The sequence below is a fragment of the Actinoplanes italicus genome, from assembly GCF_003001815.1.
Taxonomy (GTDB): Bacteria; Actinomycetota; Actinomycetes; order Mycobacteriales; family Micromonosporaceae; genus Actinoplanes; species Actinoplanes italicus.
In genome coordinates, this window is record NZ_PVMZ01000012.1 from 55,652 (window position 1) to 80,826 (window position 25,175).

The following is a 25,175-nucleotide window of genomic DNA, read 5'->3' on the forward strand; positions in this document are numbered from 1 at the left end:
AGGCGTTGGCCTGAGGTGAAGGCGATGGCCAAGCGCCGGCCCAGGGCCAGAAAGGCGACGGTCCGACAACGAGCCGGGGCGCACCGCGAATTACTTGCCAGTGCCAATGAACGTACGATGAACGGGCTCTGGTTCATGAAGTCGGCGGAGGAGAGGACGGTTCGCATGGCGGACGTTCCGGGAATGCCGCCGACCGGTCAGCTCCTCGTCGGCCTCGCCCGCCTCGGCCAAGCCGTGCGGATGGAGGCCTGGCGCAACGCCGGGCCGCACAACCTCTCCCCGCTGCAGGCCGACATCATCGTCCTGCTGGACGGCAGGGGTGGCCCTCTCCGGCAGGGGGAGATCGTCGCGGCCCTCGCGTCCACCCCGCCGACCGTCTCCGACGCGGTGCGGGTGCTGCGCAAGAAGGAGCTGGTGGACGCGTCCCGCGACCCCGGTGACGCCCGCGTGACGTTGCTCGGTCTCACCGCCGCGGGCCGTGAGGAGGCCGGCCGGCTGAACGTCCAGTCGGAGAAACTGACCGACGCCGTGTCGGCGCTCGCCCCCGACGACTTCGCCGCGATGCTGCGCGGCATGACCACGCTCATGCGCGAGCTGCAGGACCGCCGGGCCATCCCGGTCTCGCAGATGTGTCTGACGTGCCGGTTCTTCGTGCCGCGCGCCCATCCCGACCCGCAGCGCCCACACCACTGCAATTTTGTGGACGCTGCGTTCGGTGATGCGGAACTACGTGTCACCTGCCCCGATCACGAGGCGGCCTGACGGCTCTCAGAGGCTGACCGTGGTGCCGGTCGTGGCGCTGTGGCGGGCCGCGTCGAGGATCTCCATGGCCCTCACCGAGTCCCACGGGTCGACCGGCAGCGGGCCCTCGCCGAGGACCGCGGCGGCCACCGCCGGGTAGAAGCTGTCCCAGCGGCCGCGGCAGCTCTCGACCGGGGCGCCGGTGGCGCCGCGGAACAGGTGACCCCAGCGGTGCTCGGGTTCGACGCCCCAGCGGTCGCCGAGCTTGGCCGGCGACTTGCCGGCCTTGAGCAGCGTCTCCTGGTAGTCGAGCTCGGGGGAGATGTACGTACCGGCGGTGCCGGTGACCCGGAAGCGCGGGCCGGGGCCGGCCTGCCGCCACGAGCCCCACAGGTGCGACTCGACGCCGCCGGTGTGGTGCAGGGCCACGAAGAAGTCGTCGTCGAGTCCGCCGTCGGGGCCGTGGACCTCGGCGTACACCCGGTCGGCAGGACCGTGCAGCTGCAGTGCCTGGTCGATCAGGTGGGACCCGAAGTCGAGAAGGGTGCCACCACCGGCGGCGCCGGGGAGCCGCTCGGGCGCCCAGCGCTCCATCCGCGACTCGAAGCGCCGGATCGCGCCGAGCGAGCCGTTCTCCATGAGCTTCTTGATGGTGAGCAGGTCGGAGTCCCACCGGCGGTTCTGGTAGACGGTGAGCGGCACGCCCGCTTCCTCGGCGGTGGTGACGAGCTTGCGGGCGGTGTCGGCGTCGAGCGCGAACGGCTTGTCGACGACGACGGTGAGCCCGGCCTCGATGGCCTCGACGGCGAGCGCGGCGTGGGTGGCGGCGGGTGTGGAGATGGCCACCGCCCGCACCCCGTCGGCGGCCAGGGCGGCGATCGAGTCATACGTGCCGACACCCGGCAGGGACTCGGCGACCTGCGCCCGGCGCTCCGGCGATGTGGTGACCACGCCGACGAATTCGATGTTCTCCGCTGACGCGATCAGCGGCGCGTGGAACACCCGGCCGCCGGTGCCGAAGCCGACCAGCCCGAACTTAACCCGTTCGATCATGTCCGGAAGTTTTACACATCGGTTGCCGGCCTGTTGCCACTGATTTCCCTGGTGATCTGTGATGCGCAAGACATCACGGAGCGTACGGCTTGATTTTGCGGCCGCAACGTGTGCGGATCGCGCACATTCGCCGCTTGATCTAGCGAAAGAGCAGGTGGAGCTGCTGTCGGATGGATGACGGCGACGGCCGATCGGACGCTGTGCGATGAACAATTGCGGGATGGAACCCGCGCAGAAGGACCGGACGCCCTTTTCCGACATCGACGCCCTCTCGGGCCAGATGTCAGAAATCGTGCTCGACGCCCTGACCGAGATGGGCCGGCATCCGGAGATCCAGCGGGTACGCCAGGTGGCCTTCGAGACGCTTCGCCCGGCCGCCGGGCAGCGGCTGCTCGACGCCGGCTCCGGCAGTGGAGAGGTGGCCCGCATGCTGGCAGCCCGGGTCGGCGGGACCGGTGAGGTGCTGGCCGTCGATCACTCGTCGGCGGTGACCGCGGCCGCGATCAGCCGGCACGACGGCAGCAACGTGCGTTACTCGACCGGAGACGTCGCCGCCCTCGGCATGCCGGACGAGCACGTCGACGGGGTGTGGTGCGAGCGGGTCCTGCAGCATGTCGACGACGCCGACCGGACGATCGGTGAGCTGGTCCGGGTGACCCGCTCCGGCGGGCGGATCTGCCTCATCGACACCGACTGGGGTTCGCTCGCCTTCGACGGCATGCCGGCCGGTCTCGGTGCCGTGGTGATGGCCCACGTCAGCGGGCACTTCACCCCGAAGCAGCACGACATGGGCCGTACCCTGCGCCGCCGGCTGGTCGCGGCCGGTCTGCGTGACGTGACCGCGACCCCGGTGACATGCCTGTTCGCCAGCCCGGCCTCGGCCGCCGTGGTGCTGCCGATGGTCAACCCGCGGGTCCCGGTGGAGGCCTGGGCGACCCCGCCCGGCCTGCGCGACGAGTGGCTCGCCTGTGTCGACGCGGCCGGGCAGAGCGGCACCTTCCTGGCGGTCCTCACCATCTGGGTGGTGGCGGGGACCAAGGGATGAGGGGTTGGTGACGGGTCAGGTGATCGGCTGCATGCGGTGCAGCAGCCGGTCCAGCGGCATGCTGGCGAAACTGATCCGCACGTCGCTCGAGGCGTACGGCAGCCAGAACCGCCCGTCGTGGACGAGCCCGCCGCACGAGTAGAGGACGTTCGGCACGTACCCCTCCCGCTCTTTCTCGTCCGGGTCGATGAGTCCCTGCGGCAGGTCGGCGATGACCCGGGAGGGGTCCTCCAGGTCGAGCAGCATGGCGCCGATGGCGTACCGGCGCATCGGCCCGACGCCGTGGGTGAGCACCAGCCACCCCGCCTCGGTCTCGATCGGGGAGCCGCAGTTGCCGACCTGGATGAGGTCCCAGCCACGGTGCGGTACGAGGATCGCCCCCACGTGCTGCCAGCGGTGCTGCTCGTCGCGGACGCTGAGGCCCAGCGTCTCGCCGTCGGAGCGGCACAGCGCGTACTTCTTGCCGTTGATGTAACGCGGGAACATGGCCATGCCCTTGTTGCGGGCGGCCGGCCCGTGCAGCGTGGTGACCTCGAAGTGCCGCAGATCGCGCGTGAAGATCACCCGCCCGGCGATGTTGAAGCCGTCGTACGCGGTGTAGGTGGCCTGGTACGCGGTCCGCCCGTCCGGGTCGAGGACCTGCACGAATCGCGCGTCCTCCATGCCCTTGGCCTCGGTCGGTGTGGACGGCCACAGGACCCGCTGGTGCAGCGGGATCGTGGCCGGGAACGTGACCGCGTAGTCGGCCCCCACGGAACGCCGGATGGCCTCGAGCGCCGTCGGGGTGGTGGGCCGGGCCAGCAGCTCGTTCGGCAGGTGCCCGAGGATCTCCTCGAATTCGTGGTCGTCGTAGCGTTCCGGCAGCGCCGACAGCACGTACGACGAAGCCTCGTTGTCGATGTCGTCCTCGGTCAGCGCCGCGCACAGCTGGTGCCGCATGTGTTTGGCGCCGACCCGCTGCCCGATCATCAGGGGGCCGTCCCGGTCCTCGATCCGGATGGCGGCACCCGGGCCGAGGATGGCGCTGCAGAACCCGATCGACGAGATGTGGCCCTCGCCGATCTGGCGCAGGCTGATCGCCACCCGCAGTTCGCCGGGAAGCAGTTCGCTCTGGTCCGGGTGCGGGACCATCGACGGGTTGCAGAGGGCGGCGGCCTCGACCGAGAACTCGTGACTGACATACGCGCCGATCAGCGTCCGTGCGGCCGGCGAGAGCTCGATCTCGTTGGGCACGCGGTGCTGGACCACCTGGTAGTGGTGCTGGAACACGGCGAGGATGTCGTGGTGCCGCCCGGAGAAGCGGTTCAGCACGTCGTCGAGGAGCGCGTTGATGTCGCTCTCGTCGAGTTGCAGGATCCGCTCGATGAGGCTCGACGTCCGGTTGTGGACGCTGTTGGCGTCCTCACCCGGGACGAACAGCTTGATCACGACGCGCCGGCCGTCCGGCGCCATGGTGATGTTGTGACGGGTGATGTCGGTGGTGTTCACCGTTGCTGTCACGCTAGGCCGCCTGACGGTCGGGTCGCGCTCCGGCTCGCCAGCGTACGGGCATGCTGCAGCGTGGAGACGAGCGCGAGGGTGGATTCGGCTCCTTGGTTCAGATTAGGACCATTGGCCGTCAATCCGTCATAACATCCGCCAGTCTCAGCGTCGTACATCACCGTTCCGGTGTCGTTGTCCCCGAGGAACCAGGCGATCGCCTGGAAGAGCGAAGCGTCCCAATGCTCATCGCCGGTGACGGCCGCCGCCGTGGCGCAGGCGTCGGCCGTGGCGGCCGCCTCGATCGGCTGCTGATCGAAGCGGTGCCGGGCGCCGGCCGGGGTTCCGGGCCGCCAGCCGCCGACCGGGACGGTCGACAGGTGCCCGTCGTTCTCCTGCGTGCCGCAGAGCCAGCTGAGCATCCGCAACCCGTCGACGAGCAGACCCTCGTCGCCGAGGAGGTCGCCCGCGGCGATGACGACCTCGGCGAGCGACGGGTTGGCGTAGGTGAGCTCGGGTTCGGGCCAGACCCAGTCCGGGTCGGAGCCGGGCAGGCCGATCACGGTGGCCGCGTCGCCGAGCAGTTCGGCGACGGCCGGGTCGTACGGCCCGGTGCGCAGCAGCTCGGCGGCACCGAGCCCGGCGAACGCCATCGCCCGGGGCCACGTCGATCGGCACTGCAGGCCCTGCCGGAACGCCTCCATGGCCTCCCGGCGGATCCACGGGGAGAGTCCACGGGCCGCGGCGGTGCCGAGCCCCCACATGGCCCGGCCCCACCAGTCGCCGAGTGACGGCTCGTCGGACCAGCGGCGGTCGTACCCCATCCGGTTGCGAAAGGCGCCGTCCGCTCCCTGCGCGTGGGTGAGGAAGCCGAGGTAGCGCTCGGCGTTGCGGATCAGTTCGGGCCAGGGGTGGGGTTCGCGGGCGGCGACGAGCAGGCCGCGGGACACGTCGTCCACGCAGTATCCGTGCTCGCGCCGGGCGATCGCGTTGCGGGCGTGCTCGAGCAGCCCGGTGTCGTCGGAGAGCCGGAAGACGTGGTCCCAGCGGGGTTCCGGCACGTCGCGCAGCTGGATGGGCGGCGGGATCAGCCGCAGTGACAGCGCCATGCCTAGGCGGGGATCGTCGCGGCCGCGAGCGGCCGGCGGTCGGAGATGAGGCGGGCGGCGAGGGCCTGGTACCGCGCGGCCACGGCGGGCCAGCGCAGGGTGGGGCCGCCGGCCAGGCCGGCCAGGCGTCCGGGCAGTCCGGGCTCGGCGAGCACGTGCCGGACGGCGATCGCCATGGCTTCGGGATCCTGATGCGGTACGAGCAGACCCGGCCCGTCGGCGAGCAGCTCCACGGCGTGCGGGAACTCGGTCGCGACCACCGGCACCCCGGCGGCGACCGCCTCGATCAGCACCCCGGAGGTGACCTGCTCGGTGGAGTCGTACGGCAGCACGACCGCGTCCGACGACCGGATCAGCCGGGACAGCTCGGACGGCTCGAGGTAGACGTCGGCCCACTCGACGCAGTCGTCGACGCCCAGGTCGGCGGCGAGTTCCTTGAGCGAGTCGCGGTAGACGTCGCCCTGCTGCTCGAGGACCTTGGGGTGGGTGCGCCCGGCGACGGTGTAGAGCGGCCGCGGCGACAGGTCGTCGAGGAGGGCGAGGGCCCGCAGCGCCCATTCGATGCCCTTGCCCGGCCCGAGCAGGCCCCAGGTCAGCAGGTGCGGCCGGTCGTGGTCCTCGCGGGGTGTGCCGGTGTGGCTGCCGGCGCCGTGCGGGATCACCGTGACCTTGCGCGGGTTGACGTCGTAGTACGTGGTGAGCCGCTGCCGGGCGGTGTCGGTCATGGTCACCACGGCGTCGGCGGCCGCGGCGATCTGTTCCAGGACGTTGCGCTGCAGCGGGTCGGGATTGGTGAGCACGGTGTGCAGCACCACGATGGAGGGGACCCGCAGCGCGCGCAGGACGGGCAGCACCTCGGCTCCGGCGTCACCCGGGTAGATGCCGTACTCGTGCTGCAGGACCGCGACGTCGAAACGGTTCAGTGCGGTGGCTGCGGCGACCCAGCCGCCGGGACGGTCGGTGTTCCAGGTGTGCACGACCCGTGGCGCGGCCCGGTCGAGCGCGATCCCCCCACTGGTGTTGTCGCCGGCGAGCAGCCGTACCACTCCGGATCCGCCGTTGCCTCCGGTGAGATGTGTGGCGAGTGCCGCATTGAAAGTCGCCAAACCGCATTGAGTGGGGGGATAAGTGCTCAAAAACCCGTATGTCGCGGGCATGACTGGGCCTTTCTCTCCTCGGCCGGCTGCATACCCGCAGCACGGACTCAGCGCGCGCGGGCACGGTGCCGTACACCGCGGGTGAGCGGCGCAAACGTGGTCCAGGAAAAGGCCTCGTTTAACGCGCAATTCACATTGCGACGTTAACAAGATCTAGCTAATCAACTGATGATTTTTCGGTAAATCGCCAGGTAGTCGTCGACCATCCGTTCCGCCGAGAAGCGTTCCCGGGCGCGTGCCGAGCAGGCGGCCCGGTCTATCTCGCCGATCCGTTCCACCGCGGCCACCGCCTCGTCGACGGTGTCCACCAGGCGGCCGGTGACCCCCTCGTCGACGACCTCCGGCATGGATCCCCTCCGGTACGCGACGACGGGTGTCCCACACGCCATCGACTCCACCACGGAGAGCCCGAACGGCTCGGCGAACCGGATCGGGTGCAGCAGGGCCGCTCCCGACCCGAGGATGGTGTCGCGTTCCTCCGGCCCGATCGAGCCGAGATAGACCACGCGATCGCCGTCGATCAACGGCTCTACGCGCTCGGCGAAATAGTCCCGGTCCTGCACGATTCCGCACATCACCAGCCGCCGGCCGGCCCGCCGGGCGATCTCGATCGCGATGTCGGTGCCCTTGTCCGGATGGATGCGCCCGAACAGGATCAGATCCTCGCCCCCGGCGGCGTGGAACGGCAGACCGGCCAGATCGACGCCGTGATACACGGTGGCCAGGTAGTCGAGATCGGGGGAACGGTCACTGTCCGAGATCGAGACGAAATGCGACCGGGCCCGCCGGTACGCCGGCAGGATGTTGCGCCCGGAGAAGCCGTGCACGGTGGTCAGCATCGTGGTTCGGCAGTGTCCCGAAAAGGCCAGCGGCAGCCAGTCCAGATGATTGTGGATCAGGTCGAACTCGGCGGACCGCTCCAGCGCGTGACTGACGTGGATCGCCTCCCAGACCCGCCCGTCGATCTCGTCGCTCTCCTCGTAGCCGGTCGGGACCACGCCGTCGAGCGTCGCCTTGGTGACCGAATCGAGGGTCGCGAACAGCGTGACGTCGACCCCGCGGGCGGTCAGGCCCTCGGCGAGCAGGCTGGTGATCAGCTCCCAGGGGCCGTAGTGCAACGGCGGAGTGCGCCAGGCGATCGGACCCAGCAATGCGATCTTCATGACAAACCCGAACTTTCGCCCATAACCACCCGGTCAGTATGCATCCCCGGTAGCGGGCGGGTAATCGTGTTAGAGAAGACGAATGACGTGGTGGAAGAAATCGGTCGTCTACCAGATCTATCCGCGCAGCTTCGCGGACTCCGACGGCGACGGCATGGGCGACCTGCGCGGCATCATCGACCACCTCGACCACCTCGCCGAGCTGGGTGTCGACGTGCTCTGGCTGTCCCCGGTGTATCCGTCGCCGCAGGATGACAACGGCTACGACATCAGTGACTACCAGGACATCGAGCCGCTCTTCGGTGATCTGGCGACCTTCGACGAGCTGCTGGCCGGCGCGCACGCCCGGAACATGAAGATCATCATGGACCTGGTGGTGAACCACAGCTCCGACGAGCACGAGTGGTTCCTGGAGAGCCGGTCGGGCACGGACAGTCCGAAACGGGACTGGTACTGGTGGCGGCCGGCCCGGCCCGGGATGGAACCGGGCACGCCGGGGGCCGAGCCGACCAACTGGGGGTCCGTCTTCGGCGGCCCGGCCTGGGAGTACGACGAGAAGACCGGTGAGTACTACCTGCACCTGTTCTCGAAGAAGCAGCCCGACCTCAACTGGGAGAACCCGGAGGTCCGGCAGGCCGTCTACGCGATGATGCGCTGGTGGCTGGACCGGGGCGTGGACGGCTTCCGGATGGACGTCATCAACATGATCTCCAAGGACGTGTCCCTTCCGGACGGGCGGCTCAACGCCGGATCCGCCTACGCCGACGGTTCCGAGGCGTTCATCGGCGGTCCCCGGCTGCACGAGTTCCTTCAGGAGATGCACCGCGAGGTCTTCGAGGGCCGCGAGGGCCTGCTGACCGTGGGTGAGATGCCCGGTGTCACCGTGGAGGAGGCGATCCTGCACACCGACCCGGACCGGCGCGAGGTCGACATGGTGTTCCAGTTCGACCACGTGTGGGTGGACCGCGGGCCGGATCCGTGGCTGCTCGTCCCGCTGCAGCTCACGCAGCTCAAGGCGATCCTCGGCCGCTGGCAGGCCGGTCTCGCCGGGGCGGGGTGGAACAGCCTCTACTGGAACAACCACGACCAGCCGCGGGTCGTCTCCCGGTACGGCGACGACAGCCCCGCCCACCGGGTCGCCTCGGCGAAGATGCTCGGCACGGTTCTGCACCTGCACCGCGGCACGCCCTACATCTATCAGGGCGAGGAACTCGGCATGACGAACTACCCGTTCGCGGACATCGACGAGTTCCGTGACATCGAGGCGCTCGGGCAGTACAAGCAGGCTCTGGAGCTCGAAGGGCGTACGCCCGAAGAGGTCTTGAAGGTCTTGCGGGCGAGAGGCCGGGACAACGCCCGCACGCCGATGCAGTGGGACGACTCGCCCAACGCCGGTTTCTCCACCGGGACACCGTGGCTTCCGGCGAACCCGAATCACGTGGAGATCAATGCGAAGGCCCAGCGGGCCGACCCGGACTCGGTCTTCCACTGGTACCGCCGGCTCATCGAGCTGCGGAGGACCGAACCCGCGGTGGCCGAGGGCGACTTCACCATGCTGCTGCCGAACGACGAGCGCCTGTACGCCTTCACGCGCCGCCTGGGCGGCACCGAGCTGCTGGTGATCGGCAACTTCTCCGGGGTCGAGGCCCACGCCGGCATCGACGGGTGGGACGGCGCCGAGCTGGTGCTCGACAACCTGGACAGCCCACCCGAGGGCCTGAATCTGGCCCCCTGGCAGGCCGTGGTCTATCGCCGGACAGTCTGACGCATCATCACGCCGAGCGCGGCGAGCGTGACCCGCCGTCCGGCCAGCCGGCTGGCACCCATCATGATCCGGTTCCGGGTGCCGGTGATCAGGCTGGGCGGCGGGTTGCGCCGGTCCAGGGCCCTCATGGTCAGGTCGACCACGGTGTCGGCGCGCATCCGCGAGGTGCCGCCGTCGGCGCCCTGGCCGGCCACGTCGAAGAACTCGGTCTCGGTGGCGCCCGGGCACAGCGCCATCACGCGCAGCCCGGTGCCCCGGGACTCGGCCCACAGCGCCTCGGTGAAGCTCAGCACGTACGCCTTGCTCGCCGCGTAGACCGCGAGCGTCGGGCTCGGAGCGAAACCGGCGATGCTCGCCACGTTGACCAGCACACCGCCGCCGTGCGCGCGCAGCGGGTCGATGAAGGCCCGGGTGATCTCGGTCAGGCTCGTGACGTTCAGGGTGATCTCGTCGGTGATCCGCTGCGGGTCGGCTTCGTGGAAGACGCCGTGCGTGCCGAACCCGGCGTTGTTGATCAGGCTGGTCACGTCGATCCCGCGCTCGGCGATCGCGGCCGCGAGCTTCGCGCCCGCACCCGGCTGGGCCAGGTCCATGCCGATCGTCGTGACGTTCACCCCGGGCAGTTCTGCGGCCAGACTCTCCAGGCGGCCGGTACGCCGGGCGACGAGGACCAGGCCGGAGCCGCGGGCGGCCAGGCGGCGGGCGAAGAGTGCGCCGAGACCGGAGCTCGCTCCGGTGATCAGGGTGGTCTGGTTGCGAAAGTCGACGGCCATGGGTGGCACGCTATGACCATCTGGCACTCGGTGTCAATGAGGCATGGCGTGTAGGCTGATCGGCATGTCGCTCTGGTCCCGGACCCGCAATGCCGTCTACGGCGAGATCACCCGGACCTCGATGGAACTCTTCCTGACCCGCGGTTTCGACGCCACGACGATCGACGACATCGCGGCGGCGGCCGGCATCTCGCGGCGCTCGTTCTTCCGTTACTTCGGCACCAAGGAGGACGTCGTCCTCGGCGACCTCGCCACCCGCGGCGACCTGATCCGGCAGGCGCTCGAGGCGCGGCCCGACGGCGAGGATCCCTGGGACGCACTCTGCGCGGCGTTGCACAGCGTGAAGGACGCGGCCTACGGGTCGGACGAGGAGATGCTCGCGGTCTTCAAGATGGTCCACCAGACACCCTCGCTGCGAGCCCGCAGCATCGAGAAACATCTGCAATGGCAGGCGATGCTCACGCCCGAGATCCGGCGGCGGCTGGGTGCCGATCCTTCAGACCCCCTGGACGTACGCGCGGAGGCGCTCGTCGCCTCGGTCCTGACCTGCCTCGACGTGGCGGGGGAGGCCTGGGGCCGTGCGGACGGCAAGGTCCCGCTGGAGGACCTGTTCGACGCCGCGGCCGCCGCGGTCCACGGCGGCTCTTCCTGACCGGCCCGCGTGCTGCCCGGGGAGACGCTCTCAGCCGGCCCGCGCTGCCCGGGAGACGCTTCTCGCCCTGCCCGCGCGCTGCTCAGGGAAACCCTCTCACCCGGCCCGCGTGCTGCCCGGGGAGACGCCGAAGGCCCGCTTGAAGGCGCGGCCGAAGGCGGCCTCCGAGCGGTATCCGAAGCGGTGCGCCACCGCGGACAACGGCTCGTCGCTGGCGCCCAGATGGGTCCGCGCCGACTGCATCCGCCAGTCGCCGAGATAGCGCATGGCCGGCTCGCCGACCAGCGCCGTGAACCGTTCGGCGAACGCCGAGCGGGACATGCCCGCCTCCCGGGCCAGTGAGACCAGGCTCCAGTCCCGGCCCGGCGCCCGGTGGATCGCCGCGAGCGCCCGCCCCACCTGCTCGTCGCGCAGCGCCGCCAGCCAGCCCTGCCGGGCCTCCGGCGCGTCGGCCAGCCACGCCCGGATCGCCTGGATGACCAGCACGTCGGCGAGCCGGGTGAGTACCGTCTCGCCGCCCGGCCGCAGCTCCTGTGCCTCCCGCGCGATCAGCCGCAGCGTGCTGTTCAGCCAGCCGGAGTCGTCGGCGTCCCAGCCGTCCAGATGCAGCACCGGCGGGAGCTGCCTGGTGAGCCGGTCGCCGGTCGCGGTGTCGAAGCGCAGCACGCCGTAGGTGACCTGGGTCCGCTCCCCGCCGCCGCCGTGACTGAGCAGCTCGTAGCAGTCACTCAACATCTCGACCGGCAGGTCGAAGAGCGGTTCCGTGGGTACGTCCGGACCGCTGCGGAACACGTGCGGAGTGCCGTGAGGTAGCAGCGTGAGACTGCCGGCGGCCAGATGGCGCGGCTCGCTGCCGTCGATCTCCAGCCGGGCGGAACCGGCCGTGACCACGACCAGGGCCAGGCAGCCCGGCAGCGGCGGCACGGCGATGCCCCACGGGGCCGTGAGATCAGCGCGGCAGTAGAGCGTGCCGCTGAGCCGGAGCTGGTGCAGCGCCTCGCCGAGCATGTCCGTCATCTGCAGACCATCCGAATCTCTGGACGATCTGCATCATAGCCCGGACGGTGAATGATTGAGGGTCCGGATGATCGACCGGAAACTGGAGTCACCAACGATCCGAGGAGGACGACATGATTCTGGTGACCGGAGCCAGCGGCAAGACCGGCCGTCGCGTCATCGACCGCCTGACCGCCGAAGGCCGAGACTTCCGGGCGGTCGGGCGCAGCAGCGAGCCGCCGTTCGAGTGGGAGCGGCCGGAGACCTGGCCGGCCGTGCTCGAGGGTGCGCGGGTGGCCTACATCGTCCATCCCGAACTCGCCGCGCCCGGGGCCGCCGAGGTGATCGCGGAGTTCGCCGCGGTCGCCGGGTCCGCCGGGGTGGAGCGCCTCGTGCTGCTCTCCGGCCGTGGCGAGAGCGGCGCCGAGGTGTCCGAGCGAGCGGTGCGGGAGTCCGGTCTGGCGTGGACCGTGGTGCGGGCCAGCTGGTTCGCGCAGAACTTCACCGAGGGCCTGCTGCACCCGGCGCCCGGCGGTGGGGTGTTCGCACTGCCGGCCGGTGAGGTCCGCGAGCCGGTCGTCGACGCCGAGGACATCGCCGACGTGGTGACCGCCGCGCTGACCGACCCCCGGCACGAGGGCCGCCTCTACGACGTCACCGGCTCGCGGCTGCTCGCGTTCGCCGAGATGGCCGACGAGATCAGCCGCGCCGCCGGGCGGCCCGTGCACTACGCCGCCATCTCGCCGGACGCGTTCCGTGAGCTGCTCACACCGCACGTCGGCCCGGCCGGCGCGGAGATGTACGTGCAGCTCTGCGCCGAGGTCTTCGACGGCCGCAACGAGAAGGCCGGCGAGGGTGTCCGGGAGGCCCTGGGCCGTGAGCCGCGCGACTTCACCGCCTTCTGCCGTGACGCCGCGGCGACCGGGGTGTGGTCCTGGTGACGGCGCTCGCGGCCGAGAGACAGCGGACGGACCTTGCCGCGCGGGCCGTCCTGACGGTGTCCGGGCTGGTCATCGTGCTGATCGGCGGTGCGAGCCTGATTGCGCCGGTGTGGTTCCGCGAGGCCAACGGCATCCGCATCGAGGCGGGCGCCGCCCTGCTGAGCGAGACCCGCGCGGCCGGGGCGCTGCTGCTCGCCGTCGGGGTGGTGGTGCTGCTCGGCGCGTTCGTGCCCCGACTGACCCGGACGGCCGCTGCCGCCGGTGCGATCGGTTATCTCGCGACCGTGCTGGCCCGGCTGGTCGGCCTGGCGGTCGACGGGTCACCGGGCGGTTCGCTGCTGTTCGCCGCCGCCGTGGAACTCGCGCTCGGCCTGGCCTGCCTGCACCTGCTGCGCCCCCGCTGAACCCCTGGCTGTGTCGCACCGCTGTCTCGGAGCGGCTGAGACAGCAGTGCGACACAGCCGGGGTTTTGGGTAAGGGCCAGAGCATGACGAGTCATGTGATGCGCGGTAGGCAGGGGTCGATGTCGCCCTGGTGGGCACTGGCCGGATTCGGGGCGGCGGTGGCGGTGGCCGCCCTGCTCGGCGGACTCGGGGTGGCCGGCACCGCTGACGAGTACCAGAGCCTGAAGCAGCCGGACTGGGCGCCACCGTCCTCGGTGTTCGGGCCGGTCTGGACGGTGCTCTACGCCATGATCGCGGTGAGCGGCTGGCTCGTCTGGCGGCGTACCGGGTGGTCCTCGGCGCTCAACTTCTACGCCGTGCAGCTCGTCCTGAACGCCATCTGGACGCCGATCTTCTTCGGGTTCGGGCAATACGGGCTCGCGCTGATCGACATCGTGGTTCTCTGGGTGATGATCGGTGTCACGGTGTGGAAGTTCCGGCCGGTCTCCCGGGCCGCGGCGGGACTGCTGCTGCCGTACTGGGCGTGGGTCACCTTCGCCACCGCGCTCAACGCCTCGATCTGGCTGGCCAACCGATAAGTCTGAACTTTTTTCACCAAAAGTCCCATCTGTCTCGGCGGTAACCGGCAGGGTGGCTCTTGGTCACCGGGCGCATCCCGAAATGCCGGTGGCCGGGGGAGTCTCACATGCGCCGCAACCGGATCGCCGCCCGTCTCACCGCCGCCGCACCGGCGATCGCCGTCGCGATTGCCGGGGCGGGTGCCGCCGTGCACACCTCCGTCACGCCGGGCGGGACAGCGCGGACACAGCCGGTCCTGCAGACCTTCGACCTCACTGAGCGGCCGGGCATGCGCCTGGCCGCCGCCGGACGTGTCGCCCGGCCCCGCACCGCGGAACTGGCCAAACGCGCCACCGAACCGTTCAGCCTGGTCGGCGTCACCTGGACCGACCCTCGGACCGCACCGGCCGGCGCCATCGAGGTACGGACCCGCCAGCGCGGCACCGGAACGTGGTCACCCTGGCAGCTCCTGGAGACCGACAACCCGGACGCCTCGGCCGGCGGTCCCGGCGTGCGTGGTTCCAGCGACCCGCTCTGGACCGGGCCGTCCGACGGCGTCCAGGCCCGGATCGTGGCCCTCGGCGGCGACCTGCCGCACGGGCTCCGGGTCGACCTCATCAATCCCGACGCGCCCGAGTCCGGGCACGCCCTCCGGACGGTCGCGGCCCAGCGGCAGCAGCCGCAGCGCGGCGAACCGGTCGCGCCGGTCGTGCTGCCGGTCCGGCCGGTGCCCCGGCTGACCACCAGGGGCGGGTGGGGCGCCGACGAGTCGATCGTGAAGGAGCCGCCCGAGTACACCGGGGCCGTCCACGTCGTCTTCGTGCACCACACCGCCAGCGGCAACGGCTACGACTGCGCCGAGTCGGCGAGCATCGTGCGCGGGATCGAACGGTTCCACGTCAAGAGCAAGGGCTGGAACGACATCGGCTACAACTTCCTGGTCGACCGATGCGGGCGGATCTTCGAAGGGCGCGCCGGCGGGGTGCATCGGTCCGTCCTGGGCGCGCACACGCTCGGCTTCAACGCGAACGCGAGCGCCGTCGCGCTGATCGGTGACTACCGGTCCGCCGCGATCCCGGCCGCGGCCCGCGCCTCGGTGGCGCAGCTCGCCGCGTACAAGCTCGGGGCCTGGAACAATCCGCCGCTCGGCAAGGCAGGCCTGGTCTCCGGTGGCAGCGACCGGTATCCGGCGGGGCGGACCGCGGTCCTCAACCGGATCTCCGGGCACCGCGACACCGGACGCACCGAATGCCCCGGCAACGCGCTCTACTCCCAGCTGCCCGCCATCCGCAGGATCGCCGGGGCGCCGCCCGCCGGACTGCGCTACCGCGGGGTGAACGGCGCCACCGAGTACGACGGGAAGTACTACACCCGCGGACCGGCCGGACCGGCGTGGGACCTCACCACCCCGACCCGGATGATGGACCGCTTCGAGGTGTGGGTCGACGGGCGGCTGTCGGCGGCGGCACCGAGCGGGCACCGGCAGACCGGGCTGCGGCTCGAACCCGGCACCCACAAGGTCACCGTGAAGGCCGTCCACCTGTCCGGGCGGACCGCCGCCACCGCCACCGAGGTGATCGTCGACCCGACCGCCCCCGACTTCAGTCAGACCCCCCAGGTCGCGCTGGCCGAGGGCACGGTCGGCACGAACACCCCGGTCCGCATCGGCTGGGCGGCCTCGGACACGTCCGGGCTCAAGGCGGTACGCGTGCGCGGCGCCGACACCGTGAACCTGTCCGGCGGCACCCGCGCGCTCACCGCCACGGCCCGCCTCGGTGACCCGGCCACCTGGGCGGTCACGGCCACCGACCGCGCCGGGAACTCGGCGAGCGACTCGGTCACCCGTACTCCCGTGTTGTTGACCGAGGCCGAGGCGACGCGGACCGGGACCTGGCGGGCGGTGCGGGACCAGGAGCACCTCGGCGGCGAAGCCGTCGTCGCCTCGGCCGCCGGATCCGCGCTCACCTGGACCTTCAACGGAAGCTCGGCCGCGCTGGTGGCCGGCCGGGCCTCCGGTTCCGGGCGGGTCCGGATCTACGTCGACGGCGCGTTCGAGGGCATCGTCGACCTGCGGTCGGCGAGCGCGAAGCACCGGCAGGCGGTGTGGACGCGGACGTGGCGCGGCAACGGCACCCACACCGTCCGGGTGCAGGCCGAAGGCACCACCGGCCGGCCCTCGGTGACGCTCGACGGCCTGATTCACCTCAGGTGAACGTGAGGACCACCTTGCCGCGGGCGTGCCGGGACTCGACCGCGGCGAGCGCCTCGGCGGCCGCCTCGAACGGGAACGTCAGCACCGGCATCACCACCCTGCCCTCGGCGGCCAGCGCGATCACCCCGGCCAGCCGCTCCGGCGAACGACCGGCGCGGACCACCCTGGCGCCCAGCTCGGCGGCCGCCTTGTCGTCCACGATCGTGCCGACCCGATCCGGCTCCACCCCCAGGGCGATCGACTGCGCGATCGCCTCACCCCCGGCGGCGTCCAGAGCCACGGTCGGTTTCAGGCCGGTGGCCCGGACCGCTTCGATCAGACCTTCGCCGTACGCCACAGGCGTCGCGCCCATGGCCCGCAACCGCTCGTGGTTGCCGGGACTCGCCGTGCCGATCACGGTCGTGCCGCCGAGCCGGGCCAGCTGGGTGGCGACCGTGCCGACACTGCCCGCCCCGGCGTGCACCAGCAGCACGTCGTCGCCCGTCACCGCCAGGTCGAGCAGCGCGCCGGAGGCCGTCTGGGACGCCGCCACCAGACCCGCGGCGGTCGCGAAGCCGAGGTTGTCCGGTTTGGCGACCACGGTGGCGGCCGGCACGGTCAGCAGCTCGGCGGCGCCGTTGAGCATGGTCGAGCCGAGGACGGCGTCACCGGGCCGCACGTTTTCGACCCCGGGGCCGACCCGCTCGACCACACCGGCGTACTCCTGGCCGATCTGTTGCGGGAACGTGGCCTTCACCCATGGCATCAGCCCCTGACGGACCGCCACGTCGAACGGCTGGAACCCGGCCGCTCGCACCCGGACCAGCACCTCGCCCTCACCCGGCGACGGATCGGGCAACTCGGCGACGCGCAGAACCTCGGGCGGACCGAAACGGTCGAACACGGCGGCTCTCATGACGCCCCCGCAGCTGCGCCCCGGCGTCGCCATGATTTCAGAACCGTGCTGGATGATTCGCTAGCGAGCTCGCTCATGCTCAGCAGACTGCAAGCTGAAGCAAGGTTGATGTCAAGCGTTCCGCACGCGCGCTGCGCCGCAGCGGTGAGCTGCTGGGACCGTCCCGCGTGATCGCGGAGGCGGCTCGGGCCATCGACGTGGCACTCGCCCGGGGGTGTGGTTGACAGACCGCTCCCCGCCGGGCTCGATACGGTATGCGGGTGTCTCAGATCCCGTGGTGGGGACTGCCCCTGGTGGCGGTCGTGTTCGCGCTGGCCGGTGCCGTGGCGGCGCAGCTCGTCCTCGCGCGCAACAACCACCTGCTGGACCGGGCCCGGCGGGACCGGCAGTGGTACGAGGAACGCAAGGAAGCCTATTGCCGGCTGCTCGCCGCGTTCGAGCACGCGACGCACCGCCTCCGGACCAGTTTCGACGCGGGCGAGAAGCCGCCGGCGCCGATCGTCTACGTGGACCAGGTCGGCCCCGCGCTGATGCCGGTCCGCCTGCTCGCGTCCGGCCCGGTCCGCAGCGCGGCGCTGGCCGTACACCTGCAGCTGGAGCGCCTGCACGGTGAGATGAATCCGGCCGGTGTGGTCGGGGTGCAGCCGCAGACCCACTTCCGTGAGCTGCTGGCCCAGGTGCCGCTGGTGATGCAGCAGCTCGAGGTCGCGATCCGGGACGAGCTGGGCATCGTGGAGACGCCGCCCAAGCCGCCGGCCTCGCTTAACGGCCGGGTCCGGCTGCGTCGTGCCCAGCTGTCAGCGGGCCAGCCCGAGCACCACGCCGAGCAGAACCAGAACTAGCGCCGCCGCGAGGAACGCCCACAGCAGGTGACGGTTGTCGTCGCCGGCGGCTGCGGGCGGTTCCTCCGGTTCCGGCTCCGGAAGGTCCGCGGTGACCTCCGCCAGATCGCCGTGCGTCCGGCAGGCCAGGGCGCGATCGACGCGCTCGGTGTATTCGTCCAGGGTCAATCTACCTGCGGCCGCGTGCTTCTCAAGCATTGCGACGACACGGTACCGTTCTGCGTCGGAGGCCCTAGTGGTCGGTTCGTTCACGGCGTCAGGGTAAGCCTCCGCGACCGTTCCCCCACACCCTCGGGAGTCAAGATGGCCAGCTCTGCCGGGAACAGCCTCCTCGTGATCGAGCGGTTACTGCGTGACCGCGACGGGATCTGGCGGCAGATAATCGAGGAACGCGATCTCAAGCAGCTCACCGGGCAGATGCTGATCAGCTCGGCGCTCAGCCTCGCGCTGTACGGCGCGGTGCTCGGCTTCTCCAACAGCGCCCTGCAGGCCGCGGCCTCCTTCGTCAAGCTGCCACTGCTGTTCCTCGCCACGCTGGCCATCTGTCTGCCGACGCTCTATCTGTTCAACCTGGTCTTCGGCGCGAAACTGTCGGTGCTCCAGGCGCTCACACTGATCATGGTGACCATCACCGTGACCGCGGTGCTGACCCTGGCGTTCGCCCCGATCAGCCTGTTCTTCCTGATCACGGCGCAGAGCTACGCGTTCTTCAAGCTGCTCAACGTGGCGATCCTGATGCTGACCGCCCTGGTGGGGCTCCGCTTCCTGACCGCCGGCATGCGCGCCATCAACGAGCACCAGGAGAAGGCCGCGCTCGCCGCCGCGCCCGCCCCCGCGCCGGTCGAGGCTCCCGCTCCCGCGCCGGTTCCGGCTCAGGCCGTCCCCAATGGGGATGGAGCCGTTGCGGTGGCCGCGCCGCCCGCCGTCCACCAGTGGCCGGTCGCGCACCCGCACCAGCGCCCGGCGCCCGCTCCCCGGCCGGAGGGCTCGGCCAGCATGACCCTGCTCTACATCTGGATCCTGCTGTTCGGTTTCGTCGGCACCCAGCTGGCCTGGACCCTGCGGCCGTTCTTCGGCAGCCCCGGCAAGGACTTCCAGTTGTTCCGCAGCATCGGCGGCACGTTCTACGCCGACGTGTTCGAGACCATCGGCCGCCTGGTCGGCTGACAACTTTCTGCAAACGTTTGCATCGGGCAGGATCGAGGCCGTGACCGTTGAAAACGCACCCCTCGATCCTGTCTCCGCAGCCATCGTCGACTGCGGGCTCGTCGCTGTTCTCCGGGCCCCCACCACCGACGGTTTCGCCGCGGTCGCCGACGTCCTCATCGCCGCCGGCGTCACCGCCCTCGAAGTCACGCTGACCTCGCGGGGCGCTCTGGACTCGATCGCCGGCCTGCGCCGCCAGCTGCCGGACACCGTGATGATCGGCGCGGGCACCGTGCTGACCGAGGACGACGCGAAGGCGGCCGTCGACGCCGGTGCGGCCTTCCTCGTCGCGCCGGTCAGCGGCCTCGGCCCGCAGTCCGTACCGCTCTACCCGGGAGCGTTCACCCCCACCGAGGTCTACACGGCGCAACAGTCCGGCGCGCCCATCGTCAAACTGTTCCCGGCCGGCGGGCTCGGCCCCGGCTACCTCAAGGACCTCCGCGGCCCGCTGCCCGGCGTGCGGATCATGCCCACCGGCGGCATCGGCCTCGACGACATCGCCAAGTGGCTCGCCGCCGGTGCGGTCGCGGTCGGCCTCGGTGGACCGCTGATCGGCGACGCCGCGACCGGTGGAAGCCTCACCGCCCTGGCCGCCCGCGCCCGTCACGCCGTGGACGCCGTCACCTACGCGCGCTCATGAGCGGCGGCCTCATCCGCCTCGACGGGTCGCGACTCCATGGTGAGGCACGGTCGTGAGCGGCCTCTTCACCCTCGGTGAGTCGATGGGGATCTTCGTGGCCGACGGCATCGGCCCGCTGGGGAACGCCCGAGGCTTCACCCTCGGCGTCGCCGGCGCGGAGAGCAACGTGGCGATCGGTGTGGCCCGGCTCGGGGGCGACGCGACCTGGCTGGGACGTGTCGGCCCGGACGCGACGGGCGCGATCATCGCGGCGCGGTTGCGGGCCTCGGGCGTACGGGTCCTCGCCGTCCCCGACGAGGCGCACACCGGCCTGATGATCCGCTACCAGCGGTCCAGTCAGTTCATCCAGGCCGACTACCACCGGGCGGGCAGCGCGGGCTCCCGCCTGGTCCCCGCCGACGTGCCCCGCGCGGAGATCGCCGCGGCCGGGATCGTGCACGTCACCGGCATCACCCCGGCGCTGAGCGACACCTGCCGGGCCGCGGTGTTCCACGCGGTCGAGGAGGCCCGTGCGGCCGGGGTTCCGGTGTCGGTGGACGTCAACTACCGCGGCAAGCTGTGGTCCCGTTTCGACGCCGCCCCGGTGCTGCGCGACCTGGTCAGTCGCGCCGACGTGGTGTTCGCGGGCCCGGAGGAGGCTGCCCTGTTCATCGACACCGACGACCCGGTGGACGGGCTGGCGAAGCTCGGCCCCGCCGAGGTCGTGGTCAAGGACGGGGCCCGCGGCTGCGCCGCCCTGATCCACGGGAGACGGTACGAGGTCCCAGCTCTGCCGGTGCGCGCCGTGGACACGGTCGGCGCGGGGGACGCGTTCGTGGCGGGCTACCTCGCCGACCGTCTCGCCGGGGAGGACCCGGGGCAGCGGCTGCGGACGGCCATCGCCGCGGGTGCGTTCGCGGTCACCGTCCCGGGTGACTGTGAAGGGCTGCCCGACCGTTCCGAGCTGGCCGCTCTCGGTGGTGGAGACATCGTCCGCTGAAAAGGTGGATTAGGGCACGGAGCGAGCGGGTACCGCTTTCACAACGGCGAATTCATCGATTCGAGGAGGCCGTTATGCAACCGACGCCGTTCACTCCGTGGGCATGGCGCGAGCCGTCGGCACAGGGCAACGACCCGGTGACCGCCGAGAGCGCCGACGAGTACGGTACGACCGGCGTGGACCTGGTCGGCTACAAGGTCGAGGCCACCGATGGCCACATCGGCTCGGTCGACAAGGCGAGCCACGACGTCGGCAGCTCGTTCCTGGTCGTCGACACCGGACCGTGGATCTTCGGCCGGAAGGTCCTCCTTCCCGCCGGCACGGTCCAGACGTTCGACCACACCGAGCGGAAGGTGTACGTCGACCGTACGAAGGAGCAGATCAAGGAGTCTCCGGAGTACGACAAGGACACCTTCGAGACGACGGAGTACCGGGAGCAGGTCGGCGACTACTACACCGGTAGTTACCGCGACTTCCCCCGCTGAGATCCGCCAGAACCCGCCGCCCCGCCCGTCACCCCCACGGGCGGGGCGGCGTACGTCTGCCCGCTTTCCGCAGAGTCCGCCCGCCAGCTGTCCAGATAGTCCGACAGCCGGGCCGATCCGGTCAGCATGGCCCGCCCGCGTGCGGTGAGCCGGGCACGCCACTGCTCGATCGACGCGGCGAGCGGCGCGGGCCCACCGGCGGCGCGGACCTGCTCGATCACGGCCGAGATGTGATCGAGCAGATAACCGCCGCGGCGCAGCAGGTGGGCCAGCTCGGCGTCGCGGACATCGTCGGGGGAGTAGAGCCGCGCGCCCTTCGACCGGGCCGGGGCCAGAATCCCGGCCCGCTCCCATTTGCGCAGCGTGGCCGGGGTGACGCCGAGCCGGTGAGCGAGCACGCCGACGGGCAGGGGCCGGTCGGACGGCGGCCCGGACGGTACCTCGACCAGGGCGGCGGCGACGCTCGTCACGGTGTCCCGGTCGCGGCGCAGCTGCACGTGGGCGCCGTCGAGAACGGACAGGGCGGCCTCCAGGTCGTCCCGGAGCACGGCCCGCATGATCTCCCCGGCGGCGGGATAGCCGTACCCCGGGATCAACGCGAGATAGGCGGCCAGCGCGCCCGCGTGATCGTCGGTGTAGACCCGGTAACCGCTCGCGGTACGCCCGGCCGGCGGGATCACCCCGGCCCGCTCGTAGTTGCGGACCGCCTGCGCCGACAGCCCGTGCACCCGCGCCAGGTCCACCGGCCGGTGAACCCCGATTTGAGACTTCACAGCGCCCACTCCAGGTAGAGCCGAAGAAAAGTTTCAACCGCTGGTTCAACGATACGGTTGAGGTCATGGCTTTCGACACCGAGCTGCAGTCCCTGATCTCCGAGCACCGGCCGCACCTGCTCGCGCTGGGCGAGCCCTACCATGGCGAACCGGCGTTCCCGCGCCTCCGCAACCGGATCCTCGAGACGCTCGCCGGGCACGGATTCCGCGCCGTCGCCATCGAGTCGGACCGCGCCGCCGCGCTCGCGGTCGACGACTACGTGCGCGGCCGCACCGACGACCTCGATCTGAGCACCGGCATCAGCCACGGCTGGGGCGAGCACCCGGCCACCCGCGAACTGGTCGACTGGCTGCGCGCCCACAACGCGGACCTGCCGCCCCACGAGCGCATCGCGTTCCACGGATTCGACGCGGCCACCGAGATCGAGGCCGCCCCCAGCCCCGGTAGATACCTTCGCGAATTGTGTTCTTACGTAGGCGTACAAAATCCGGATCTTGATCTTCTGATCGGAGAAGACGCCCGGTGGAGCGCGCCGGAGATCATGTATGACGCGACGCGATCACCCGGCCGGTCACCCGAGGCTGCCGCGCTTCGGGGCATTGCCGAAGATCTCAAACATATGCTGTACGGCTCCGCGCCCCGCCTCGTCGCCGAGTCCTCCACTGCCGCCTGGTATCGGGCCAAGGTGCTCGCCGACACGGCGATCGGCCTGCTCAGTTACCACGCGGAGCTGGCGGCGCCGGGCACCCAGTCGGAGCGGATCGGGCGCCTGCTCGCCACCCGCGACTCGATCATGGCGCAGAACCTGCTCGACATCCTCGCCCACGAGCGGGACCGCGGCCCGGTCCTGGTCGCCGCCCACAACACGCACCTGCAGCGCGGCCCGAGCCGGTGGGAGACCCACTGGCAGGGCGTCGACTACGCGGCCGAGTGGTCCGGCGCCGGTTCGATCGTGTCCGCCTTGCTGGGCGACCGCTACGTGTTCGTCGCCGGCAGTCTCGGCGCCAGCGCCCAGGTCGGCCTCGGAGAGCCCGAGCCGGGCACCTACGAGGAGCTGCTCGGCCCCTCGACCGGGCTCTTCCCACCCCCGGCCGGGGGTGTCCCGGCTCCTGCCGGGCTCCTCCCATCCCCGGCCGACGCCGACCCGCGCGAGCGGCAGACCGATCTGCTCGGCCACTTCCCGCTGACCACCGGCATCGTCGGGTCGTGCGACGCGATCCTGCACATCGGTCACGGGCCGGGCGCCGCCGTCGCCGCACGGATCAGCGGCATGCCCGGCGTCACCGAGACACGGATCGAGGCGGGTTCCGAGATGCCGCCGTACACCTGGGGCGATCGCTTCTTCTTCGCCGGCGAGGACCGGATGCGCCCGTTCGCCACGATCGTCGGCCACGACGTGCCCGACTTCGACGAGCGTTCACAGCTCTCCCCGGAGGGGCGGCACCGGCTCAACATCGAGGTCGGGCGGGAGGTGTTCCGTGAACTGTTCGGCTACGGCCCGGAGGAGTTCGCGGCACACCAGGAGAAGATCGACTTCGCCGAGGCGGACACGCTGATGCCGCACCCCGCCTACGCGGTCCAGGGCTGGGCGAGCGTCGTCAACCCCGGCCCGGCCACCGCCGACGAGGTCGCCCGCCTGCTCGACCGGGCCCGGATCCGCTCCGCCGCACGGCAGCGCCGCCGCACCGAAGCCTGACCGGATCGTTCCGGGGCGGGGCCTGATGATGCCTTCTGGCCCCGCCGCCGGAGCGGTTGGATTCAGGTATGACGAACGCACTGATCGTGATCGACGTCCAGGAGTCCTTCCGCGCCCGGCCGCTCTGGGCCACCACCGACAACCCCGACGTGGCCAAAAAAGTGGGGCAGCTCGTCGACGCCGCCCGCGCCGCCGGCGACCGGGTGATCTGGGTGCTCCACGCCGAACCCGGAACCGGCAACACCTTCGACCCGGCCGGCGGTCACGTGCGGGTGATGGACGAACTGTCGCCCGCTCCCGGCGAGCCGCTGCTGACCAAGACCGTGCACAACGCCTTCACCACCACGAACCTCCAGCACCTGCTCACGACGGCGGGGGTCCGCTCGATCACGGTGTGCGGCCTGCGTACCGAACAGTGCGTGGAGACCACCGCCCGCGTCGCGTCCGACCTCGGCTACGAGGTCACGTTCGCGATCGACGCCACCGCCACCAACCCGATCCCGCACCCCGCGGCCCCGGCCGACCAGACCGTCGAGGAACTGCTGGCCGACCCGCGTACCCTCCCCGCCGCGGACGTGGCCGCCCGCACCGTCTACGCCCTGTCGGGCCGTTTCGCCACCGTGAAGACGGTCGCCGAGATCCTCGCCTGACCGGCCCTCCACCGGTTGGCTCGTCGCCGGGGGTCGTATCGTTGCCACCGCCTGTTGGAAGGGGTGACCGGATCGTGAGCCGCGTGCTGTTCGTCCTGACGCCACAGGTGCATCTGCTCGACCTGGCCGGCCCGGCACAGGTGTTCTCCACCGCGCGAGGATACGAGCTGCTGTACGTGGCCGAGGCGTCACCGGTGCCCACCTGGCAGGGCGTGCCGCTGTGCGCCTCGCTCGACTGGCCCGAACTCACCCCCGACGACCTGCTCCTGGTGCCCGGGTGGCGCAGCGGTTACGGCTATTTCACCGAGGCCACACTGGGCCGGATCGCCGCCCACCACGAGACCGGCGGCACCGTGGCCAGCGTCTGTGCCGGAGCCGACGCCCTGGGCCGGGCCGGCCTGCTCGACGGCCGCCGCTGCACCACCCACCACGACCTGCAGGACGCGTTCGCCCGCCGCTACCCGAAGGCCACCGTCACTCGCGACGTCCTCTACGTCTGCGACGACCGCGTGGTCACCTCGGCCGGCATCGCCAGCGGCATAGACCTGGCGCTGCACCTGGTGGCCCAGCGCCACGGCCCGGCCGCCGCGGCCCGGGTGGCCCGCGAGATGGTCGTCTACGCCCGCCGCAACGGCGACGAACAGCAGTACAGCGCCATGCTGCGCCATCGGGCCCACCTCAGCGACGTCGTGCACCGGGTCCAGGACCGTATCGACGCCGACTTCGCCGCCCCGCTGCCGCTCCCCGACCTGGCCGCCTCCGCAGGCGTCAGCGAACGAACCCTGACCCGCCTGTTCACGGCCGCAACGGGCCGCACTCCGCTGCGCTACCAGCAGTTGCTCCGCGTCGAACGAGCCGAGTACCTGATCGGCCACGGCTCCACAACCGAGGCCGCGGCCCGAGCGGTCGGCTTCACCGATGCCCGCATGCTCCGCCGCCTCCGGTCCCGCTGACCGCTCG

The 25,175-nt window shown here is 71.1% G+C and carries 26 protein-coding genes; 16 read left to right on the plus strand and 10 right to left on the minus strand.

Annotated elements, in window-relative coordinates:
* Nucleotides 1-117: 117 nt before the first annotated feature.
* Complete coding sequence (locus CLV67_RS27310) at nucleotides 118-762, plus strand: MarR family winged helix-turn-helix transcriptional regulator (RefSeq protein ID WP_170154018.1); 645 nt, start codon at nucleotides 118-120, stop codon at nucleotides 760-762.
* Between the two features lie 6 nt (nucleotides 763-768).
* Here the strand turns inward: CLV67_RS27310 and CLV67_RS27315 are convergent, their stop codons facing one another.
* Nucleotides 769-1,794, minus strand: coding sequence for a Gfo/Idh/MocA family protein (locus tag CLV67_RS27315; protein ID WP_106323315.1), 1,026 nt, complete (start codon nucleotides 1,792-1,794; stop codon nucleotides 769-771).
* A 220-nt stretch (nucleotides 1,795-2,014) separates the two neighbouring features.
* Between CLV67_RS27315 and CLV67_RS27320 the strand changes: the two genes are divergently transcribed.
* Nucleotides 2,015-2,839: a methyltransferase domain-containing protein gene (locus CLV67_RS27320; protein ID WP_106323317.1), complete on the plus strand. Its 825-nt coding sequence runs from the start codon at nucleotides 2,015-2,017 to the stop codon at nucleotides 2,837-2,839.
* Between the two features lie 15 nt (nucleotides 2,840-2,854).
* Here the strand turns inward: CLV67_RS27320 and CLV67_RS27325 are convergent, their stop codons facing one another.
* The 4 genes from CLV67_RS27325 to CLV67_RS27340 all read right to left on the minus strand — a co-directional run bounded on the left by CLV67_RS27325 (nucleotide 2,855) and on the right by CLV67_RS27340 (nucleotide 7,747).
* Nucleotides 2,855-4,339, minus strand: a complete 1,485-nt coding sequence (locus CLV67_RS27325; RefSeq protein WP_106323320.1) for a glycoside hydrolase family 130 protein — start codon at nucleotides 4,337-4,339, stop codon at nucleotides 2,855-2,857.
* Nucleotides 4,336-5,427: a glycosyltransferase gene (locus tag CLV67_RS27330; protein ID WP_106323322.1), complete on the minus strand. Its 1,092-nt coding sequence runs from the start codon at nucleotides 5,425-5,427 to the stop codon at nucleotides 4,336-4,338. Before CLV67_RS27330 ends, CLV67_RS27325 begins: the two co-directional genes overlap by 4 nt.
* A gap of 2 nt (nucleotides 5,428-5,429) precedes the next feature.
* Complete coding sequence (locus tag CLV67_RS27335; RefSeq protein WP_106323324.1) at nucleotides 5,430-6,584, minus strand: glycosyltransferase; 1,155 nt, start codon at nucleotides 6,582-6,584, stop codon at nucleotides 5,430-5,432.
* A 161-nt stretch (nucleotides 6,585-6,745) separates the two neighbouring features.
* Nucleotides 6,746-7,747 (minus strand): glycosyltransferase family 4 protein, encoded by a 1,002-nt coding sequence (locus CLV67_RS27340; protein ID WP_106323326.1) that lies wholly within the window; start codon nucleotides 7,745-7,747, stop codon nucleotides 6,746-6,748.
* An 82-nt stretch (nucleotides 7,748-7,829) separates the two neighbouring features.
* On the opposite strand from CLV67_RS27340, the gene CLV67_RS27345 reads away from it, so the two are divergent.
* Complete coding sequence (locus CLV67_RS27345) at nucleotides 7,830-9,512, plus strand: alpha-glucosidase (RefSeq protein ID WP_106323328.1); 1,683 nt, start codon at nucleotides 7,830-7,832, stop codon at nucleotides 9,510-9,512.
* On the opposite strand, the gene CLV67_RS27350 is transcribed toward CLV67_RS27345, so the two are convergent.
* A complete protein-coding gene (locus tag CLV67_RS27350; RefSeq protein WP_106323330.1) occupies nucleotides 9,494-10,285 on the minus strand; it encodes an SDR family NAD(P)-dependent oxidoreductase in 792 nt (263 codons plus the stop codon). The genes CLV67_RS27345 and CLV67_RS27350 overlap by 19 nt on opposite strands.
* 64 nt (nucleotides 10,286-10,349) lie before the next feature.
* Between CLV67_RS27350 and CLV67_RS27355 the strand changes: the two genes are divergently transcribed.
* Entirely contained in the window at nucleotides 10,350-10,937 is a 588-nt protein-coding gene (locus tag CLV67_RS27355) for a TetR family transcriptional regulator (protein WP_239166577.1), read from the plus strand.
* Nucleotides 10,938-11,033: 96 nt separating this feature from the next.
* Here CLV67_RS27355 and CLV67_RS27360 read toward each other — a convergent pair whose 3' ends face one another.
* Nucleotides 11,034-11,954 carry an AraC family transcriptional regulator gene (locus tag CLV67_RS27360; RefSeq protein WP_106323334.1) on the minus strand — a complete coding sequence of 307 codons (921 nt, stop codon included), beginning with the start codon at nucleotides 11,952-11,954 and terminating at the stop codon, nucleotides 11,034-11,036.
* Between the two features lie 113 nt (nucleotides 11,955-12,067).
* On the opposite strand from CLV67_RS27360, the gene CLV67_RS27365 reads away from it, so the two are divergent.
* The 4 genes from CLV67_RS27365 to CLV67_RS27380 all read left to right on the plus strand — a co-directional run bounded on the left by CLV67_RS27365 (nucleotide 12,068) and on the right by CLV67_RS27380 (nucleotide 16,048).
* On the plus strand, nucleotides 12,068-12,874 hold the full coding sequence (locus tag CLV67_RS27365) for an NmrA family NAD(P)-binding protein (RefSeq protein ID WP_203737387.1): 807 nt from the start codon (nucleotides 12,068-12,070) through the stop codon (nucleotides 12,872-12,874).
* Nucleotides 12,871-13,278, plus strand: a complete 408-nt coding sequence (locus tag CLV67_RS27370; protein ID WP_170154019.1) for a DUF4345 family protein — start codon at nucleotides 12,871-12,873, stop codon at nucleotides 13,276-13,278. Before CLV67_RS27365 ends, CLV67_RS27370 begins: the two co-directional genes overlap by 4 nt.
* 83 nt (nucleotides 13,279-13,361) lie before the next feature.
* Nucleotides 13,362-13,856: a TspO/MBR family protein gene (locus CLV67_RS27375; RefSeq protein WP_106323338.1), complete on the plus strand. Its 495-nt coding sequence runs from the start codon at nucleotides 13,362-13,364 to the stop codon at nucleotides 13,854-13,856.
* Nucleotides 13,857-13,963: 107 nt separating this feature from the next.
* Complete coding sequence (locus CLV67_RS27380) at nucleotides 13,964-16,048, plus strand: peptidoglycan recognition protein family protein (RefSeq protein WP_106323340.1); 2,085 nt, start codon at nucleotides 13,964-13,966, stop codon at nucleotides 16,046-16,048.
* Here CLV67_RS27380 and CLV67_RS27385 read toward each other — a convergent pair.
* Nucleotides 16,041-16,943, minus strand: a complete 903-nt coding sequence (locus CLV67_RS27385; RefSeq protein WP_106323342.1) for an NADP-dependent oxidoreductase — start codon at nucleotides 16,941-16,943, stop codon at nucleotides 16,041-16,043. The genes CLV67_RS27380 and CLV67_RS27385 overlap by 8 nt on opposite strands.
* Nucleotides 16,944-17,197: 254 nt before the next feature.
* Here CLV67_RS27385 and CLV67_RS27390 point away from each other — a divergent pair, with 254 nt between their 5' ends.
* Nucleotides 17,198-17,785, plus strand: coding sequence for a hypothetical protein (locus tag CLV67_RS27390; protein ID WP_239166578.1), 588 nt, complete (start codon nucleotides 17,198-17,200; stop codon nucleotides 17,783-17,785).
* Here CLV67_RS27390 and CLV67_RS27395 read toward each other — a convergent pair.
* Nucleotides 17,741-18,037, minus strand: coding sequence for a DUF1707 SHOCT-like domain-containing protein (locus CLV67_RS27395; protein WP_249037968.1), 297 nt, complete (start codon nucleotides 18,035-18,037; stop codon nucleotides 17,741-17,743). The genes CLV67_RS27390 and CLV67_RS27395 overlap by 45 nt on opposite strands.
* Before the next feature lie 51 nt (nucleotides 18,038-18,088).
* Between CLV67_RS27395 and CLV67_RS27400 the strand changes: the two genes are divergently transcribed.
* From CLV67_RS27400 to CLV67_RS27415, 4 genes are all read left to right on the plus strand, one after another.
* Nucleotides 18,089-18,952 carry a hypothetical protein gene (locus tag CLV67_RS27400; protein WP_106323346.1) on the plus strand — a complete coding sequence of 288 codons (864 nt, stop codon included), beginning with the start codon at nucleotides 18,089-18,091 and terminating at the stop codon, nucleotides 18,950-18,952.
* A 40-nt stretch (nucleotides 18,953-18,992) separates the two neighbouring features.
* Entirely contained in the window at nucleotides 18,993-19,631 is a 639-nt protein-coding gene (locus CLV67_RS27405; RefSeq protein ID WP_106323348.1) for a bifunctional 4-hydroxy-2-oxoglutarate aldolase/2-dehydro-3-deoxy-phosphogluconate aldolase, read from the plus strand.
* Nucleotides 19,632-19,683: 52 nt separating this feature from the next.
* Nucleotides 19,684-20,610 (plus strand): sugar kinase, encoded by a 927-nt coding sequence (locus tag CLV67_RS27410; RefSeq protein ID WP_239166579.1) that lies wholly within the window; start codon nucleotides 19,684-19,686, stop codon nucleotides 20,608-20,610.
* Between the two features lie 74 nt (nucleotides 20,611-20,684).
* The gene (locus CLV67_RS27415) at nucleotides 20,685-21,095 is read left to right on the plus strand and encodes a PRC-barrel domain-containing protein (RefSeq protein WP_106323349.1); all 411 of its coding nucleotides are present in this window, start codon (nucleotides 20,685-20,687) and stop codon (nucleotides 21,093-21,095) included.
* Here the strand turns inward: CLV67_RS27415 and CLV67_RS27420 are convergent.
* Complete coding sequence (locus CLV67_RS27420) at nucleotides 21,074-21,868, minus strand: TioE family transcriptional regulator (protein WP_239166580.1); 795 nt, start codon at nucleotides 21,866-21,868, stop codon at nucleotides 21,074-21,076. The two genes, CLV67_RS27415 and CLV67_RS27420, sit on opposite strands and share 22 nt — an antisense overlap.
* Before the next feature lie 65 nt (nucleotides 21,869-21,933).
* Between CLV67_RS27420 and CLV67_RS27425 the strand changes: the two genes are divergently transcribed.
* The 3 genes from CLV67_RS27425 (at nucleotide 21,934) to CLV67_RS27435 (ending at nucleotide 25,168) form a co-directional block, all read left to right on the plus strand.
* A complete protein-coding gene (locus CLV67_RS27425; RefSeq protein WP_106323354.1) occupies nucleotides 21,934-23,565 on the plus strand; it encodes a DUF6194 family protein in 1,632 nt (543 codons plus the stop codon).
* 68 nt (nucleotides 23,566-23,633) lie between these two features.
* Entirely contained in the window at nucleotides 23,634-24,215 is a 582-nt protein-coding gene (locus tag CLV67_RS27430; RefSeq protein ID WP_106323356.1) for an isochorismatase family protein, read from the plus strand.
* A 74-nt stretch (nucleotides 24,216-24,289) separates the two neighbouring features.
* Nucleotides 24,290-25,168: a GlxA family transcriptional regulator gene (locus CLV67_RS27435; protein ID WP_106323358.1), complete on the plus strand. Its 879-nt coding sequence runs from the start codon at nucleotides 24,290-24,292 to the stop codon at nucleotides 25,166-25,168.
* The last annotated feature ends 7 nt before the right edge of the window (nucleotides 25,169-25,175 follow it).

Coding starts and splice junctions, on each gene's coding strand:
- CLV67_RS27355 (WP_239166577.1), top strand. CDS start 10,350: ATGTCGCTCTGGTCCCGGACCCGCAATGCCGTCTACGGCGAGATCACC.
- CLV67_RS27430 (WP_106323356.1), top strand. CDS start 23,634: ATGACGAACGCACTGATCGTGATCGACGTCCAGGAGTCCTTCCGCGCC.
- CLV67_RS27335 (WP_106323324.1), bottom strand. CDS start 6,584: ATGCCCGCGACATACGGGTTTTTGAGCACTTATCCCCCCACTCAATGC.
- CLV67_RS27365 (WP_203737387.1), top strand. CDS start 12,068: ATGATTCTGGTGACCGGAGCCAGCGGCAAGACCGGCCGTCGCGTCATC.
- CLV67_RS27310 (WP_170154018.1), top strand. CDS start 118: ATGAACGGGCTCTGGTTCATGAAGTCGGCGGAGGAGAGGACGGTTCGC.
- CLV67_RS27415 (WP_106323349.1), top strand. CDS start 20,685: ATGCAACCGACGCCGTTCACTCCGTGGGCATGGCGCGAGCCGTCGGCA.
- CLV67_RS27320 (WP_106323317.1), top strand. CDS start 2,015: ATGGAACCCGCGCAGAAGGACCGGACGCCCTTTTCCGACATCGACGCC.
- CLV67_RS27390 (WP_239166578.1), top strand. CDS start 17,198: ATGCGGGTGTCTCAGATCCCGTGGTGGGGACTGCCCCTGGTGGCGGTC.
- CLV67_RS27360 (WP_106323334.1), bottom strand. CDS start 11,954: ATGACGGACATGCTCGGCGAGGCGCTGCACCAGCTCCGGCTCAGCGGC.
- CLV67_RS27400 (WP_106323346.1), top strand. CDS start 18,089: ATGGCCAGCTCTGCCGGGAACAGCCTCCTCGTGATCGAGCGGTTACTG.
- CLV67_RS27425 (WP_106323354.1), top strand. CDS start 21,934: ATGGCTTTCGACACCGAGCTGCAGTCCCTGATCTCCGAGCACCGGCCG.
- CLV67_RS27315 (WP_106323315.1), bottom strand. CDS start 1,794: ATGATCGAACGGGTTAAGTTCGGGCTGGTCGGCTTCGGCACCGGCGGC.
- CLV67_RS27385 (WP_106323342.1), bottom strand. CDS start 16,943: ATGAGAGCCGCCGTGTTCGACCGTTTCGGTCCGCCCGAGGTTCTGCGC.
- CLV67_RS27345 (WP_106323328.1), top strand. CDS start 7,830: ATGACGTGGTGGAAGAAATCGGTCGTCTACCAGATCTATCCGCGCAGC.
- CLV67_RS27340 (WP_106323326.1), bottom strand. CDS start 7,747: ATGAAGATCGCATTGCTGGGTCCGATCGCCTGGCGCACTCCGCCGTTG.
- CLV67_RS27380 (WP_106323340.1), top strand. CDS start 13,964: ATGCGCCGCAACCGGATCGCCGCCCGTCTCACCGCCGCCGCACCGGCG.
- CLV67_RS27350 (WP_106323330.1), bottom strand. CDS start 10,285: ATGGCCGTCGACTTTCGCAACCAGACCACCCTGATCACCGGAGCGAGC.
- CLV67_RS27375 (WP_106323338.1), top strand. CDS start 13,362: ATGACGAGTCATGTGATGCGCGGTAGGCAGGGGTCGATGTCGCCCTGG.
- CLV67_RS27330 (WP_106323322.1), bottom strand. CDS start 5,427: ATGGCGCTGTCACTGCGGCTGATCCCGCCGCCCATCCAGCTGCGCGAC.